The sequence below is a fragment of the Peribacillus sp. NPDC097264 genome (assembly GCF_050277925.1).
Lineage (GTDB): Bacteria > Bacillota > Bacilli > Bacillales > DSM-1321 > Peribacillus.
On record NZ_JBNNSR010000008.1, the window covers coordinates 96432 to 112116 of the forward strand.

Genomic DNA, 15685 nt, shown 5'->3' on the forward strand with positions numbered 1-15685 from the left:
AAAAGGAATTCCACCAATGAAAAGAAAAAAATCACCTTACCTTGAAATCTCAAGATAAGGTGATTTTTTTTTCATTTGGACTTATTTATCTCCATTTTGGATAACCATTTGCTTTGAGCGAATTTCTTCCTGAGAATACATACCTAGTAAGTCCGATTAAGGAGTTTTTGAGAAATTGAGCTTATTTGCATCATCGGGTTGGACAATGGGATAATTCTTCATACGACTTGGTGGGCAGTGACAGGTAAGATCGTTCGCTCAAAAAAAGAGAACTATGGTACGATTGAAGAATATGAATACATTCACCACGCACAAAAGTGTATAGGACCTCAGGAAGGAGCAAGGCAATGAATACCAAATTGAACGTGAACATCATAAAAGATATGTGCGGTACGGTCTCCTTCAAAAGAGGGGACGCTTTTTATCGTGCTAATAAAGTATTATTCGACTCATATGGCCCTAGTGGCTGCGAAGCGACGGTTTCAGGAGTCGAGGATTTTCACGTCACCATTGATGTGGATAAAATCGGGGGCTTCCATACGAAGTGCAGTTGCCCTACACTCGCCTCTTTCTCCAAGGATTGTCAGCATATCGCGGCCGTTTTACTTGCGGTATACCATCATCAGCGCCAAGGGACCGTCCCGACTATTCAGTCCGAGTCGAGCCAGGAGCTGACGGATGGATTGCTGAACCTTTTCAATCATCAGCCGGTGCGTTCAAGCGGACATCAACTTCACTTTGAAAATAGGGAAGTGCTTGATACGGAATTTATATGTAAACCTGTGATGGTATCTAAAGGGCAGTATATGTTCGGGATTGAAATGAAGATTGGAACGATCGATGTGCCAAATATCAGGGATTTCCTGATGAGGATAAAGGAAAGAAGGCGTTCCACCGTCTCCCTATCCTTTCATTATGACCCAAGCCTGCACTGCTTTCAAAAAGAAAATGATGCCGTCATTCAGCAGATGATCACGGTCATTTCTGATGAAAAGGTCTATCTGGATGCTTCCGGTCAATCGGGCTACACACAGATTCATTCCTTATTGCTTCTTCCGCCCTCTTCTTGGAAAAGGCTTTTTCCGCTCCTCATCCAAGCTCCCATGGTGAAACTACGGCATGACGGGACAATCGTGGACGGACTCCAAATATCGGAAGACTTACTGCCACTCCAGTTTGATTTTACCAAAACTGAAAGCAAGGGCTACCAGTTGAATATCAAGGGGATGGATTCGGTAATCGTGATGAATGCCTATGATTTCGTTTTGGCTGATGGCAAGCTGTTTTCTTTGAAAAAAGAAGACTGCCAACGCCTTATCGAATTGAAATCGATGCTGGAGACTTCCGGGGCGAATCGAATTCCAATCGCCTGGGACCAATTGGATGTATTCCTTGAAAAAGTGGTCCCGGGGTTGAAGAAAATAGGAATTGTCCATATTTCGGATTCGATTACCGAGCAGTTTGTGAAAACTCCCCTGATTGCCAAGTTATACTTGGATCGTGTAAATAACAAATTGCTTGCCGGGCTCGAGTTCCACTATGGCAATATTGTGATGAATCCCTTGGAAAGCCGGGAAAACAAAGCGGTCTCCATGCTCATAAGGGATGTGGAGAAGGAAAAGGTTATTCTTACGTTGATGGAAGAAAGTCAGTTTGCCAAGAATGAGGGTGGCTACTTCTTACATAATGAAGAACTGGAATACGAGTTTTTGTACCACAGTGTGCCAAAACTGCAAAAGCTCGTCCAACTTTATGCGACGACTGCTGTAAGAAGTCGAATTGCCAGAGGGAATCCTCCTCCGCAGGTGCGGATAAAAATTAAAAAAGAACGTACCAACTGGCTCGAATTCAAGTTTGAAATGGACGGGATCCCTGACAAGCAGATACGGGAGATCCTAGAAGCACTCGAAGAAAAACGGAAGTATTACCGTCTTCGGAATGGTTCGTTACTTTCATTGGAAACAAGGGAATTCGAAGAAATTAACCGGTTCTTGAATGCCCTTCCGGTTCAACATGAAGATCTGGAAAGCGGCTTGAATGTACCAATCGTGAAGGGACTTCAGCTTCTTGACTCCGCAGCTGATGGCACATTCAGGATGGAGGAGTCGTTCCGTCAGTTCTTGGAGAATATCCGCAACCCAAGCAATCTGGAGTTCGAGCTGCCGGAGCGTTTGCAGCCGATACTGCGGGATTATCAAAGAAACGGCTATAAGTGGATGAAGAGTCTTGCTGGATACGGGTTTGGAGGGATTCTGGCAGATGATATGGGATTGGGTAAAACGTTGCAAAGCATCGCATTCATCCTTTCCGAATTATCCGCCATCCGACAAAGGAAGCTTCCAGTCCTCATCGTTTGCCCTTCTTCTTTGACGTATAACTGGCTGAGTGAATTCATGAAATTCGCCCCGGAGATACAAGCTGTTGTCATGGATGGCAGCCAAAAGGAGCGATCCAAGATGCAGAAGGAACTGGGCGAGGTGGATGCCCTAATCACGTCTTATCCGTTATTGCGCAAAGATATTCTCTGGTATGAAAAACAGGAGTTCCACACGGTGTTTTTCGATGAAGCCCAGGCTTTCAAGAACCCTGTGACACAAACGGCACGCTCCGTGAAGAAAATCAAGGCGGACCACCGTTTCGCTCTCACTGGTACGCCAGTAGAAAACTCTTTGGAGGAACTATGGTCGATTTTTCACGTCGTCTTTCCAGAGCTCTTCATGGGCTTGAAGGAATATAGTCATCTTTCCCGAAAACAGATTGCTCGCAGAATCCGGCCGTTTTTGTTACGCCGGTTGAAGGAAGATGTGCTGGAGGAGCTTCCGGAAAAAATCGAGACGTTGGAATCGGTGGAATTGCTTCCAGACCAAAAGAGACTGTATGCGGCCTACTTAGCGAAACTGCGTGAGGATACGTTGAAGCATTTGGACAAAAACACGCTTCGGAAAAACCGGATTAGGATACTGGCCGGTTTGACCCGGTTACGGCAAATTTGTTGTCACCCTGCTCTATTTGTTGATGGCTATAAAGGGAGTTCGTCAAAATTCGAACAGCTGATGAAGATTATGGAGGAATCAAGGCTTTCCGGTAGAAGGGTCCTGATTTTCTCTCAATTCACGAAAATGCTTCAGATCATCGGCAAGGATTTGGCCATACAGGGGCAACCCTTTTTCTACTTGGATGGACAGACCCCATCAAAAGAACGTGTTGAAATTTGCAATCGGTTCAACGCGGGCGACCGTGACGTCTTTCTCATTTCCTTGAAGGCAGGCGGCACGGGACTCAATCTGACGGGTGCCGATACCGTGATTTTATATGATCTATGGTGGAACCCAGCCGTCGAGGAACAAGCGGCGGACCGAGCACACCGCATGGGCCAGAAGAATGTGGTCCAGGTCATCAAGCTTGTGGCCCGCGGCACGATTGAAGAAAAAATGAATGAACTGCAGGAGAAAAAAAGGCATCTGATCGAGGAAATCATCGATTCAGGAAATCAGTCAGCTTCTACACTTACTGAAGAAGACATCAAGGAGATACTGATGATATAGAGAAGAAGATAAGGGCCCTGGAAGTATTGATTGGTATCAAAAAAAAAAACGGCAGTCAAGAAGTGAAATACTTCTGACTCCGTTTTTTTTGATGTGCTTGTTATCAGGGACTTATTAGGATTACTTCACTTTTACAGTTTTCGTCTTCCCTTTATTTCCGGCTACATCCTTGGCATAAATTTTTAGGCTGGTATCTTTCTTTTGTTTTGGGATTTTCACAGAATATGTGCCAGAACTTGATACGGTTGCTTGACCAAGTTTTGTCTGGCCTCTATATACATAAACAGTAGCACCTTTTTCCGCTTTACCTGTCACTTTTGTAGATTTCGTTGTTACTTTATTGACTGATGGAGTGGCGGGTGGCGTAGTATCTCTTTGTACAACTTTTAACGTATAAGGGACGCTTTTCGATTCTCCATCGCTTCTTTGAATTTTAATATAATAAATACCTTTTTTTAGATTGAGGTTTTTTATCGTTTTAAGCTTTCCATTTCCGTAATTGGTATATAAACTTTCGTAAACGGAATTATCTTGATTAAATATTTGTACATCATAACTTGTATCCTTTGAGGCTGTTAATTGTACAGCGATATTCATATTTTTGGTCAAGTTCAAGCTATAATAATCTGAATCACTTCTTGAACTGATTACACCATTCATAGCTTTGCTAACTTTCAGAGTATCTGCTAGAGACATTGAATCATTGTCTTCCGTTTCAAATAAAGAGTTCGCCTTAAAGTTCACTTTAAAGCGGTAAGGAATATTATCTCTATCCCCATCAGTTGTTCTGATTTTTATGTAATAGGTACCTTGAGGCAATCCTGTATGTATAACAGGAATCATAGAATCCTTACCGTAGTATGTATACCAACTTTCCATTTCACTTCCTGCACTATTGTACAAAGAAATTTCGTAGCTCGTTTTCAAGGTTCTATTCATTTCGACTTTCACTTCACCACTTGATGGTACCTCAATCACATAGTAATCACTATCGTAATCTGCCCATCCGTTATACTGCTTATTTAGATTAATTAGGTTAGCGGTTGAACGATCATTATTAAATTCCTTTTCGTAAACACTACTTTGCGTATAATCGACCTGCAGTTTATATGGAACGCTTTCACCGTTACCGTCATAATGTTCAACTTTTACATAGTAAGTCCCCGCATCTAAACCTTGTGAAAAGAGCTCTTTTACTCCCTTATTTACATTATACGTAGTAGTATAAGCCTCTAACGTTTCTTGTTGCGCATTTATAAGCCTTACTTCGTACCTTGTATTCAGATTATGATTAATTTTCAATACAACTTTTCCTGGTTCAGTTAAAGTGAAACTAAAATAATCATCGTCATACCTGTCGCTCAGTATGCCGTCAACATCTGCTTTACTACCCTTAAAACTAATTGGCGTAGCTGTAGAAAGTGAGTCATTCGACTCATATTCCGTTGCAGCCTCTGCAATAGGTATATGTAAGAAAATTGTAGCAATAAATAAAAATGCCGTGAATAAAAACGAGTTTTTAACCATAATAAATATCTCCTCTTTCTCTATTTATCAACCTAAAGTCACATAAATTTTAACATAAAAAGGAACGGTTAGTATATATGGCTTATTTTATTTAATTTTTTTATTTTTCTATAGAAGAACTTTTAAATGTTAACGATGGGTGAAGAAGTGCTTGTGGCAAATGGGAATTTTCGATTGGACAAGTTCTTTTTTTCTCTACAAGAAGGGAGAAATTGCCGATATAAAGAGAAAACCATTTTGGAGGATCCCATGATAAAAAAGCTCCTGTTCCTTTTAACAGCTTTATCCCTTTTGCCTGCCCCTGCTGTTGCTAGCGGCCAGTCCGGACAATTTTATCCACCATCCCATTCAGATTTCTATAACAAGAAATTTTCATGGCAGCTTTTCTTTTCACACGGTGTGAAAAGAGTGGAGTTTACGCAATACGATGTAAAGATGAAGAAGCGATCTGTCATCTATCATAATTCGGTGAAGGAGAATTCTTTTCTATGGGTGGACTTCTATTGTCAAGGTACGGTGAGTGTGGAGTTATTTGATAAGCATGGCAAGGTAGTCGAGTCGTTCATTAGAGGCACGACTGAGAAGTACTTGGATAATTCTTCTTGTTCCTATCCATATGCCGTCACTTTTTCCGATTATGATGATAAGAAGGGAAAATATATAAGCGATACGTTCAAGAGGAAAAAGAAAAAGTGAACAAACAAAAACCCTATCGTTAAATAGGGTCAAATCGATTTCTTCATGCCGCATTCTCTGCATGTACGAATATATACATAATCCTTAACGGAACTTTTGAACTGAGCATTGCCGCAATTATCACAACGACCACTGACTATGTCAGGAAACTCTGCATAATCATAAATGATTGTGGTGTCATATACCTTTTTTTCTTTTGGAGTTTCTTCAGACAAAGTAAATCACCTTCATTATGTTATTTAACACATTTATCATACCAAAAAATGAGGGCAGTAGGAAATCAATCAGGAAATAAACCTAGCCATTATATATTTTTGCCCTGTTAAAAATATCCCCCAAGCCACGAGCCCAAGGGGGATAGCCAGCCCTACATGAATGGATTGCTTTAATGCCGTATTAATCACAACTAGCATGGCCACTGTAGCGGGAAAACCTGCCAGAACGCCCAGTGTGAATGTATGGATATTCTGAGTGGGCTCTCCCTGAACCGTTAGCCAAATTATACTGAGGATACTGATTAATGGCAGAGCAGCCACAATCCCGCCATATAAAGGGAATCGTCGGGCCATTTCCGTTATAAGTCCAATGATGACCGCGGAACTGGCTATTTTAATGAACAAATACATTAAGTAGATACCTCACTTAATAACCGGAATGCTTCTCTTATTTGTTCCCTTTCAGAAACGGATAACTTGCTAAGCGCCTGTTGTAGTTTTTTCTCATCCAATTCCGTGTTCTTTTTTAAAATGGTTGCACCGACATCCGTTAAATGTAAATACACCTTACGCTGATCATCTTCCGATCGCTCCTTAAGCACCCATCCGTTTTGCACCAATTTTTTGACATGCTCAGAAGCTGTATTGTGGGAAATCGATAATTGTTCGGCAATATCTCGGATCATAACATCTTTCCTTTTTTGAATTATTTGCAAGACTCGTACGCTTTGATGGGAAATGGCTTCTTGTTGTTGCGGATGTAAATGAAAATAGATATCCGTGAAGTAGTCATTGATTTCCTGTATCATGATTACCCCTCCTTTTTAAATCGCCTGAAACGAATATATCGTATTATACGATATAAGGTCAACGGAAAAATGCCCATTTTTACCAACTATCCGCATTCGCCCTGAACCTTTCTAACATCCATTACTTAGAATATCAAAGGAACTAGTATAGATGACCATCTAGAAAAGGGGTATACCCATGACACTTGAGTATAAAGTGAGGAAAAATGTTCTACACCTTACGGATAAGGAAAAAAAGAAATACATCACTGCCGTTTTAGCCTTAAAGGAAAAAGGGATCTATGATCGATATGTCGCCTGGCATTTGGCAGGAGGGGCGTTTCAAACTCCGCCGGGAGGAGATCCAACCACTGAAAGCCCTGCACACAATCATGCTAATCCAAGCGCAAGGAGTGTCGCGGAGAATTTACATGGAAATCATAGAGACCATAGAAGTGCCGCACATATGGGGCCAGCATTCTTGCCATGGCATCGCGATTTCCTTTGGCGCTTTGAACGTGATCTCCAAAAGATTGACCCAAGTGTGACCATTCCATATTGGGATTGGGCGGCTGATTCGGAACTGGAAGATCCGTCTTCATCCCCAGTTTGGGACGATGATTTTATGGGGGGGAATGGAAACAGGAGAAATGACTTTCTTGTCACAGAGGGACCTTTTGCAGCGGGACAGTGGGAAGTCATCGACGAACAGGGGAATCCTGCAGGGGGATTAAGGCGAAACTTTGCTGCAAGTGAACCGGTAGCGACCTTACCGACGAAAGCAGATGTGAAGGAAGTGCTGAAGGTCACTCCATATGACTCGCCTCCTTGGAATACGACGAGCACCCCGAGTTTTCGCAATCAACTTGAAGGGTTCATAGATGGACCTCAACTTCATAATCGTGTCCATGGTTGGGTTGGGGGCCATATGGGCTCTGTCCCTACCTCACCGAATGATCCTGTTTTCTTTTTGCATCATGCAAATGTAGACCGGATATGGGTAATGTGGAAAATCCTTAACCGGCAGGAAAGATATTTGCCAAGAAAAGGGGGACCATTCGGCCACAATTTACATGATCCCATGTTTCCATGGGACACGACGCCTAAAGATATGATCAACCATCGGAAGCTTGGGTATATTTATGATATGGAGAGAAAGGCTGTCAAAGGAGAGCATTGATACGAAAAGCGGTAACAAAAAAAACGCGGTGAATACAATCACTGCGTTTTTATAGTGATCAAGCGCTCTCGGAAGAAGGATCCGCTCTCTTTTCTCTCGTGTGTGAAACGTAGCTATGCAGGATCATTCCAAGAATCACAATGAAGATTCCTAACCAGGAAAGGGCGGAAGGAATCGGGAGCGATAAAAATACCAGTTCACCAGCTAAGGCGAATAGGACCTCCATTGATTGTGTCGCTTCAACGGAAGCTAGTTTCTGCATGTTCCCCCGCACCATATCGGTGGCCTTGAAAAACAGGACCGTTGCAATCACACCTGAAAAGAGGGCAACCAAAAGTGATTGGAAACTCTGCATCATCGTTGGCGCCCCAACGGTGAAAAAACCATACAACGAAAGTAAAAACCAAAACGGGAGGCTTGCCAATGTCATGCCCAACACCCGTTGGTAGGCATCCAAACGTCCTCGAGAAACGTCCATCATTTTACGATTTCCAAGTGGGTAAGCAAAGGAAGCAAGAAGGACCGGAACGACACCCAACAAGAGATTGCTGAATGTAATATGCTTGGTGTGCTCCACCTGCATCAATATAATTCCAAACAGGATGATCAAGGACATGCTAAGCCCTTTCAAGGAGATTTTGCCTTTTTGCCTTAGAAGCCCATCCTTTGTTTCAACCATTTCAAAAAATAGCGGGGCGAGTAAAGCACCGGATATGATCGTGACTTGCCAGGTCCCGGCGATTAACCAGCCAGGTGAGTATGCCGAAGCATAGCATAATGGTGCATAAAATAACCCGAACCCAACGAAACTCCAAAGTAGCCAAGTTCCGGGTTGTTCTTTCATCACAAGGAGAAGAGGGCGAAGGTTTTTCCTGCTCAGAACGATACATAGCAGAAAAGGAACCATAAAGATATATCTTAAGGAAGCGCTCCAAATCCAACTGCCACCAGCCAATTCCATCGACTGATTGAGAACGAAGGTAAACGCAAAGAAGAGAGCGGAACAAACCCCTATTAAAATCGGTCGCAATCGACTCACCTCTATCTGTTTTTTTGCCACCAACCCCATCATATCGGACGCGTGATTCAATGGGTACCATAAAGATGTATACTCAGTTCGGGATAATTATCAGAATATTGAAACCTAATTCTTTGTTAAATTGTCTACCAGTTACCAAATAAAATCAACAACGTTTTCACTAAAATCATGAATCTACCTATTTTCGACAAAATACGACAATGTGTAATTGTTGGTATTTTTGAAGATTATTTGAATAAAAATATATTAATATATAAGAAAAGATAAAAAATACCCTCTTGAAACCTATAAAAATGCCATTATATCAGTGTTTATTCCGTATTTTTAGAATCTTCTAATAGAAGGTAGATAATATATTAAGATACGGTAATTGACGAAATTGGGAAGGGGTGGTATCTTTAATAAGAGAAAAGAATGTCGAATTTTGACGAATATAATAATGCATAATAAATAGTGAGGTAATGACAAATGAAATCTACAGGTATTGTACGTAAAGTTGACGAATTAGGCCGGGTGGTAATTCCAATCGAATTACGCCGTACATTAGGAATTAAAGAGAAGGACGCTTTGGAAATCTATGTAGAACAAGAGCGTATCATTCTTCAAAAATATAAACCGAACATGACTTGTCAAGTAACGGGTGAAACATCTGATGACAATATGAAACTTGCTGGTGGTAAGTTAATCCTTAGCCAAGAAGGCGCTGAACTTCTAATTAAAGAAATTCAAGCTAGCCTTGAAACAGCAAAATAATAGTTTTCAAGTAAAAAAAGTGCAACGGGAAGAAATTACCCGTTGCGCTTTTTTTCTTCTATTAATCTCCTATCATTCTTACTCGAACATAAAAAATGATGTTACCCATAAGAAGAATTCACATTGATAGTTTGCCCGACTTTCGGATTAATCATTTGGATTGATTATGGCTAATATCTGGTGATCTTCCCAGCGCCCCTGTATTTTTACACTTTGTTTTGCGATTCCTTCTTTGTGAAAACCGACCTTTTCCAAAACGCGTATGGAACCTATGTTATGTGGCATAACCCCAGCCTCAATCCTATGTAAACCAATCGTTTCAAAAGCATAATCCACCACCATTTTGGCAGCTTCTGTAGTGTAACCATTCCCATTGTTTTTTTGGTCTAAGTAATAACCCATGGTGGCACTTTGAAGGGGCCCGCGAATAATATGAAACAGGCTGATCGTTCCTATTAACCTATGATTAGTATTCAGGAATATTCCAAACTCGTAACTACTATTTCCTTTTGACTTATGTCCCGAAGTTATGATTTCCTTTTGTTTTTCTAAAGAATAGTAGTTAGCTGGTTGGTCTGTCGAAAATGGTTCAAAGAACGGCCTATTTTCCACTAGCAATTGTAGTAAATTTTCAGCATCTGATAGTATAAGTTGTCTTACATATATATTTTTACTGGATAACACGATTGACCCCCTTCAGTTAATGGAATATATTTCATTATACACTATCGCTCGGTATACCATAGCAAAGACAAAGATAACCACGGCACGTATCACAGAGGCAATATTTCGACCATGCTACGCCAGTTGGGCCACTTATCCACCATGAACGACTACTCCTTTTTTGGAATCAGGAACTTGCGGAACTAATATAATTAGGGATGAAGGAAGAAAAGTACTTCCTGGAAGTAAGATGGAGATAGCTGCTTCAACAATCCGAAAAAAGGAGCGTGTTATAGTGGCAAAGAAACGTTTTGAGGACATTTATACAGAAGGAAAAATGGCTGTTACTAAAATAATTCGTGATAATGAAACAGGAGTCCTATATATGTTTCATTATGGCGGTCCTACTTCTGGGTTAACGGTTATGGTTGATAAAGATGGAAAACCTTTAGTAGATAAAGACTTTATAGCTGAGTCTGGGACTTCAGTTGAGTAATGGGTCGGCCACTTCCATATGGAGGTGGCTTTTTTCACACTATGTCACAAAGAAATATTTAACAGGTGGCTAGATCCATTTATAACGAACACTAAGAAAATAAAATGTACGGGCATTGGAAACTCACTTTCTAAGAATGTAGAAGAGACTTTAGGTAATCCACATGTTCCCGGTCTTTATCAAGAATTCTATGGACTAGATTTAGACTTTCTTCATCTAATTTATCCCTTACTAGGTCCTCACTCATTCTTATTCCATATAGGTTTTCCCCTTTAATGGCATGTTTAATAATCTCTTCCTCTGAATTGTAATTTTCCACTACATTTACAATGCCTGCCTCGATCTTTCCAATGATCCCCTCACTCGTTACAGGTGTACCACCGAGATGCTGAATTCTCTCTGAAATGAGGGTCGCATGATTTTTTTGGTCTTTCTGAATCGAAATGAACGAGTCTTTTAAAGAGGAATGTTGCAGTTTTTCTATAAAGCGTTTATAGGCGTGAATGCCCATGTATGTTCCCTGTAAGAATTTATTTAGTATCTTAATCGTTTGTTCTTGATCCAATCGTATCACTCCCTATAGATAATGATCTTAGTATGCGCTGTACAAATGAAAATTATCTGCATACTAAAAGGGGCCTGAAATTGGCCCCTTTTAGTAGGTCATTCGAAATGTTAGATGGAATAATGATAAAAAAAGTTCGATTCCTTTACGAATCCAAATCTCTCATAAAGCCTTTGCGCAGTAACATTCTCCTTACCGGTCTCAAGGGATACCCCATTTGCTCCCGATTCTTTTGCAAAATCGACGGCGGCTTGTAATAAATTCTCACCAATTCCTCTCTTGCGGGCACTTTCCTTTACAAATAAATCGTTCAAGATCCATGACCGTTTCATGCTTATCGATGAAAAGGAAGGATATAATTGAACAAAACCCAATGAATCGTTATCATCCCTCGCAATGAAGACGACCGATTCCTCGTTCTCTAGTCTTTCTCTTAAAAAATGCTGAGCCCCTTCAAGATTAGAGGGTTGCTCATAGAAAACCCTGTATGAATCAAATAACTCGCTAAGTGAATCAAGCTCTGCCATTGTGGCTTTTTTGATAACCATGCATGAAACCTCCAATTATATTCCGAATAATCCAATAATACCATTCAGGAACGCCTATTGTTCATTTTTTTAGTAGTCGAATGAATTCAATTTCCCCAAAAAGTGCTCTATGAGATAGCGAAGTTTTCTTTTATGAAGGCTCGGAATTTTGGATTGGTTAGGATTTGAAGTTGGAAATCATTTAGACTTCGGGTAAGTTTTTCTTGGTTCATGGAGGATAGATTATTTGAAAAAAGGGCGAGCTCTGTCCTATTTCCGTCTCTATCTGTTGCGTACATGGCCACCGTAAGAACGAAAGCGGTAGATCCTCCCTTTTGACCAGCATGTAAAAGCCATTTGCGATTACTGGGATTCTTCATCAATTGCTCCAAGATGGGATCAAGGTGTTCATGAACATGTTGATCAAGATCCATCTTATTGTTTAATATCTTCATAATCGATACATAGTCCTTTGTAGTGGCTCGTGACAAACGATCAGACCAGATTTTTTGAAAATCAAGAGAGAGTAGTTTCGTTGCTTCTTTCTTCTCTTGTTCGGTAGGCGGTTTGCTTTTCCATCGCTCATTAATGGCAAGCGCCCAACTTCGATACTCTGCCATTTCCATCTTTTCCATCGCATGCAGCGTCTCTTTTCTTGTGAAATTCTTTTCTTTCATGAGAGTGCTGGGTATGAAAAGGGAAGCGCTAATCGGATACAGGGGTTCGTGGTTCGGGATTCCCAAGCTTTTTGGAACGGAATTGATGCTATCCAGCCCTAGCAGGTTCATTAAGTAGTCTGTATTCGCATTAGAACTGTAGGCAATCATTCCATTCACGACCTCGCATAAAGGAACGTTCCCGCTCGTTCCTGCCTGGGAAAGCCAGGCTTCATGTGCACCGCCATCTGTTTTTGGTATGTAAAATTTCTCGAGGTCCGCTATTTGCACTTTTTGATCAGGATCCATTAATCCTTCCGCAGCCTGTTGAGCGTATTCAATGGCCATGATGATTTTAACGGTGCTTGCTAATGGAAGCTGCACGGTTGAATTCACCTCGGCAATCATCTCATCATTATGATGGATGAATAAAGAAACGTCTTTGCTCTCAGCATACTTTTTAATGAAATGAACGATATAGTCAGGGTTTGCTTCATATCTGGCCTTCATAAACTTCCAGAAGCCAATTCCTGCAACCAGGCTGGGAAGTAGTAATTTTCCCCGATTAAATAGAATGTTCTTCTTCAAATAATCACGCCCCTACCTCATTTTCCTTTTTCTGTATATACGATTGTTAAAAGGGAAGGTTTCACGTTTTCCGATTAAGTTTCCCATATATATCCTTTCTGAAATTAAAAGATGATAGATTACATGATTTTCATTTTAATTCCGTCTTTCTTTAAGGTATGGACTATATAACTATAAATAAAGAGTTGTATTAGTCATTGACAATATTATTTTAGGTATATAGTATTGTTATGTGGAAAAATTAGGTGTCTACTATAATCAAGCATGTTGCTTATCCTAAATGGCGATTTACTTCAAGGGACAATCAAGCCAACGCGTAATCAAAAAAGGGGAAATCATAATGGGGAATTCACCAACTGTTAAAAGGGAAAAAAAGCACAGAAGAATCTCGATCCGGGTAAAGTGGATGTTTTTTATTTGTCTATCCATTTTTCTGGCGATGGGTGTTTCTGTTTCAATAATGGACTTCCAGGTTTCCAATGTGTTCAAGGAAGATAGTGTTGCCACAAATCAAAGCGCCGCCCAAAATGCTGTATCACAGATTAGCGCAGATTTGAAGGTGTATGAAGATTCAATTGACCAATTGTCGCAATTGGTAACGATCCATCTAAAGGATGGGGACTCATTGAAAGATATTCAGAGGACCATTGAATCTTTTCAACTGAACAATGATCACTTGCTATCAGCTTATTATATGGACGGTACGGATGGATCATTATACGCATCCCCTAAAATGGAATTCACTGGAGATGCTCGAGACACCGTAACGTATACGCAGCTATCGGAAAACCCGAAAACAAAATGGATGGATGTGTATCAAGATATCGTGAATGGCAGTATCATGACTTCAGTGGTCACGCCTGTTTTGGAAAACGGGAAAATGGTAGGGGCGTTAGGGTATGATATTGATTTATCGACCATCGGGAAGATGCGTACGGATATCGAGAGGCATTCTGATGGTAACCTTGTGATCCTCGATTCGCAAGGCATTATCGTAAGTTCGTTCATGAAGGAAATGGACGGGAAGAATATGAATCCAAATCAAAGTGGGAAGGTCGAAGGAGTGGGGGACCTAGTAACGGATGCGAATCAATTCAATTCCAAGTTCAAGTGGGTTTCGGACATGTACGATGGTTCGAAGCAAACAGCCCAGACGTTAGAGTGGAAAGACCAACAGTATACGGGAGAAACGAATTCGGTTCCGGACTTAAACTGGAAAGTGGTGGCCTTGACATCCGATGAAGTTTTACAAGCTAAGTTGGATGATACCAATCGTATCGTAATCATCTCTTTGATATTTGGTATATTGATTGGTATCGTATGTGCCCTTTATTTATCAGGGAAGTTGAAAAAGCTGATATCTAATCTTCGACATGTCATGAAGAAGACAGCGAGCGGGGATTTAGTAACCGAATTTCACCATGCCTCGAATGATGAGATGGGCGACTTATCCAAAAGTTATAACATCATGTTAAGTAAATTAAGAGAATTGATTAACGATGTGAAAGGAAATACGAATGCTGTAACGGAGGCCACTGCAGGATTGAGTCAAATTGCGATGGAAAATAGTACATCCATTACTGAGGTTTCACGTGCCGTGGAGGAAATTGCTGCAGGGGCAGCCAATCAATCCGAGTCGGTAGAAGAAGGAGCCCATACCATCCAGTTACTCAGTGATGAAATCGATGGACTATCCAAGTTATCGGATAGGACACAAAACGTTTTGGAGACGGCTTCGGAAAAAATCGAGTCAGGGAAGGAACAAGTCAACGAGTTGGAAACGTCTTATCAAAAATTGGAGACAGCTTTTTCAGCCGTGACAAGCATGAGTTTGAGTCTTGTGGAGAAATCAAAAACCATTTCGAATGTGACGAATACGATTTCCCAGATTTCAGAGCAAACCAACTTATTATCCTTGAATGCCTCCATAGAAGCTGCAAGGGCGGGCGAATCCGGAAAAGGGTTTGCGGTCGTGGCGAATGAGGTTCGCAGCTTAGCCGAGGAATCGAAAGAAGCAACAAAAAACATCCAGGACATCATACACAGCATTTTTTCAGACACGGAAATGCTACTGAAGACGACCGATGAAACGAATCAAATTAGTGCGAACCAAAAAAGTGCAGTCATGACGGTAAGCAAGGCCATGAAGGAACTTGAGGACTCAGTTCGTAAAATATCCTATTCATTTGTTGAAGAAACCCAGTCCATATCATCGATTAATCAACAAAAAGAAACGGTTGTGAAAATGATGGAGGAAATAACTGCGGTCTCTCAGCAAACATCTGCTTCTTCAGAAGAAATTGCATCATCCATGGAGGAACAAGCCGCTTCGTCCAATGAGCTTGCAAAATATACAGAACATGTCACGCAATTGATTGTTGACCTAGAGCATACATTGAAAGGGTTTCATATAAAGGAATAAACAAAAAAGGGAAACCATCCATCTG

Annotated in this window: 16 protein-coding genes; 7 read left to right on the forward strand and 9 right to left on the reverse strand. The window is 40.9% G+C overall.

Features of this window, described 5'->3' with window-relative positions; genetic code table 11:
• The first annotated feature begins 347 nt into the window (after positions 1–347).
• Positions 348–3545, forward strand: a complete 3198-nt coding sequence (locus tag ACQKL0_RS14405; RefSeq protein ID WP_427688251.1) for an SNF2 helicase associated domain-containing protein — start codon at positions 348–350, stop codon at positions 3543–3545.
• Positions 3546–3665: 120 nt separating this feature from the next.
• On the opposite strand, the gene ACQKL0_RS14410 is transcribed toward ACQKL0_RS14405, so the two are convergent.
• The gene (locus ACQKL0_RS14410; protein WP_427688253.1) at positions 3666–5072 is read right to left on the reverse strand and encodes an Ig-like domain-containing protein; all 1407 of its coding nucleotides are present in this window, start codon (positions 5070–5072) and stop codon (positions 3666–3668) included.
• Positions 5073–5198: 126 nt separating this feature from the next.
• Here ACQKL0_RS14410 and ACQKL0_RS14415 point away from each other — a divergent pair, with 126 nt between their 5' ends.
• Positions 5199–5768 (forward strand): hypothetical protein, encoded by a 570-nt coding sequence (locus ACQKL0_RS14415; protein ID WP_427688255.1) that lies wholly within the window; start codon positions 5199–5201, stop codon positions 5766–5768.
• A 29-nt stretch (positions 5769–5797) separates the two neighbouring features.
• On the opposite strand, the gene ACQKL0_RS14420 is transcribed toward ACQKL0_RS14415, so the two are convergent.
• The 3 genes from ACQKL0_RS14420 to ACQKL0_RS14430 all read right to left on the reverse strand — a co-directional run bounded on the left by ACQKL0_RS14420 (position 5798) and on the right by ACQKL0_RS14430 (position 6792).
• A complete protein-coding gene (locus ACQKL0_RS14420) occupies positions 5798–5983 on the reverse strand; it encodes a hypothetical protein (protein ID WP_402873837.1) in 186 nt (61 codons plus the stop codon).
• Between the two features lie 69 nt (positions 5984–6052).
• Complete coding sequence (locus ACQKL0_RS14425) at positions 6053–6394, reverse strand: DUF3147 family protein (protein WP_427688257.1); 342 nt, start codon at positions 6392–6394, stop codon at positions 6053–6055.
• On the reverse strand, positions 6394–6792 hold the full coding sequence (locus tag ACQKL0_RS14430; RefSeq protein ID WP_402957900.1) for a MarR family winged helix-turn-helix transcriptional regulator: 399 nt from the start codon (positions 6790–6792) through the stop codon (positions 6394–6396). The genes ACQKL0_RS14425 and ACQKL0_RS14430 overlap by 1 nt, the downstream gene beginning before the upstream one ends.
• A 178-nt stretch (positions 6793–6970) precedes the next feature.
• Between ACQKL0_RS14430 and ACQKL0_RS14435 the strand changes: the two genes are divergently transcribed.
• Positions 6971–7951: a tyrosinase family protein gene (locus ACQKL0_RS14435; RefSeq protein WP_402957898.1), complete on the forward strand. Its 981-nt coding sequence runs from the start codon at positions 6971–6973 to the stop codon at positions 7949–7951.
• 58 nt (positions 7952–8009) lie between these two features.
• Here ACQKL0_RS14435 and ACQKL0_RS14440 read toward each other — a convergent pair whose 3' ends face one another.
• Complete coding sequence (locus ACQKL0_RS14440) at positions 8010–8981, reverse strand: DMT family transporter (protein WP_402873940.1); 972 nt, start codon at positions 8979–8981, stop codon at positions 8010–8012.
• Positions 8982–9458: 477 nt separating this feature from the next.
• Here ACQKL0_RS14440 and ACQKL0_RS14445 point away from each other — a divergent pair, with 477 nt between their 5' ends.
• Positions 9459–9743, forward strand: a complete 285-nt coding sequence (locus tag ACQKL0_RS14445) for an AbrB/MazE/SpoVT family DNA-binding domain-containing protein (RefSeq protein ID WP_402873851.1) — start codon at positions 9459–9461, stop codon at positions 9741–9743.
• A gap of 147 nt (positions 9744–9890) precedes the next feature.
• Here ACQKL0_RS14445 and ACQKL0_RS14450 read toward each other — a convergent pair whose 3' ends face one another.
• The gene (locus tag ACQKL0_RS14450; RefSeq protein WP_402873854.1) at positions 9891–10427 is read right to left on the reverse strand and encodes a GNAT family N-acetyltransferase; all 537 of its coding nucleotides are present in this window, start codon (positions 10425–10427) and stop codon (positions 9891–9893) included.
• 111 nt (positions 10428–10538) lie between these two features.
• Here ACQKL0_RS14450 and ACQKL0_RS14455 point away from each other — a divergent pair, with 111 nt between their 5' ends.
• Positions 10539–10613, forward strand: coding sequence for a hypothetical protein (locus tag ACQKL0_RS14455; protein ID WP_402958067.1), 75 nt, complete (start codon positions 10539–10541; stop codon positions 10611–10613).
• Between the two features lie 88 nt (positions 10614–10701).
• On the forward strand, positions 10702–10902 hold the full coding sequence (locus ACQKL0_RS14460; protein WP_402986757.1) for a DUF6440 family protein: 201 nt from the start codon (positions 10702–10704) through the stop codon (positions 10900–10902).
• Between the two features lie 130 nt (positions 10903–11032).
• On the opposite strand, the gene ACQKL0_RS14465 is transcribed toward ACQKL0_RS14460, so the two are convergent.
• The 3 genes from ACQKL0_RS14465 to ACQKL0_RS14475 all read right to left on the reverse strand — a co-directional run bounded on the left by ACQKL0_RS14465 (position 11033) and on the right by ACQKL0_RS14475 (position 13238).
• A complete protein-coding gene (locus ACQKL0_RS14465; RefSeq protein WP_427688260.1) occupies positions 11033–11476 on the reverse strand; it encodes a DUF2383 domain-containing protein in 444 nt (147 codons plus the stop codon).
• A gap of 101 nt (positions 11477–11577) precedes the next feature.
• A complete protein-coding gene (locus ACQKL0_RS14470; RefSeq protein WP_403122263.1) occupies positions 11578–12015 on the reverse strand; it encodes a GNAT family N-acetyltransferase in 438 nt (145 codons plus the stop codon).
• Between the two features lie 107 nt (positions 12016–12122).
• On the reverse strand, positions 12123–13238 hold the full coding sequence (locus ACQKL0_RS14475) for a serine hydrolase (RefSeq protein WP_427688262.1): 1116 nt from the start codon (positions 13236–13238) through the stop codon (positions 12123–12125).
• 340 nt (positions 13239–13578) lie between these two features.
• On the opposite strand from ACQKL0_RS14475, the gene ACQKL0_RS14480 reads away from it, so the two are divergent.
• Positions 13579–15660: a methyl-accepting chemotaxis protein gene (locus ACQKL0_RS14480; protein WP_427688264.1), complete on the forward strand. Its 2082-nt coding sequence runs from the start codon at positions 13579–13581 to the stop codon at positions 15658–15660.
• Positions 15661–15685: the final 25 nt, after the last annotated feature.

Bases quoted from the DNA above. Each gene is read 5' to 3' on its own strand.
- ACQKL0_RS14470 (WP_403122263.1), bottom strand. From the start codon at position 12,015: ATGGTTATCAAAAAAGCCACAATGGCAGAGCTTGATTCACTTAGCGAG.
- ACQKL0_RS14425 (WP_427688257.1), bottom strand. From the start codon at position 6,394: ATGTATTTGTTCATTAAAATAGCCAGTTCCGCGGTCATCATTGGACTT.
- ACQKL0_RS14405 (WP_427688251.1), top strand. From the start codon at position 348: ATGAATACCAAATTGAACGTGAACATCATAAAAGATATGTGCGGTACG.
- ACQKL0_RS14480 (WP_427688264.1), top strand. From the start codon at position 13,579: ATGGGGAATTCACCAACTGTTAAAAGGGAAAAAAAGCACAGAAGAATC.
- ACQKL0_RS14445 (WP_402873851.1), top strand. From the start codon at position 9,459: ATGAAATCTACAGGTATTGTACGTAAAGTTGACGAATTAGGCCGGGTG.
- ACQKL0_RS14430 (WP_402957900.1), bottom strand. From the start codon at position 6,792: ATGATACAGGAAATCAATGACTACTTCACGGATATCTATTTTCATTTA.
- ACQKL0_RS14415 (WP_427688255.1), top strand. From the start codon at position 5,199: ATGTTAACGATGGGTGAAGAAGTGCTTGTGGCAAATGGGAATTTTCGA.
- ACQKL0_RS14435 (WP_402957898.1), top strand. From the start codon at position 6,971: ATGACACTTGAGTATAAAGTGAGGAAAAATGTTCTACACCTTACGGAT.
- ACQKL0_RS14410 (WP_427688253.1), bottom strand. From the start codon at position 5,072: ATGGTTAAAAACTCGTTTTTATTCACGGCATTTTTATTTATTGCTACA.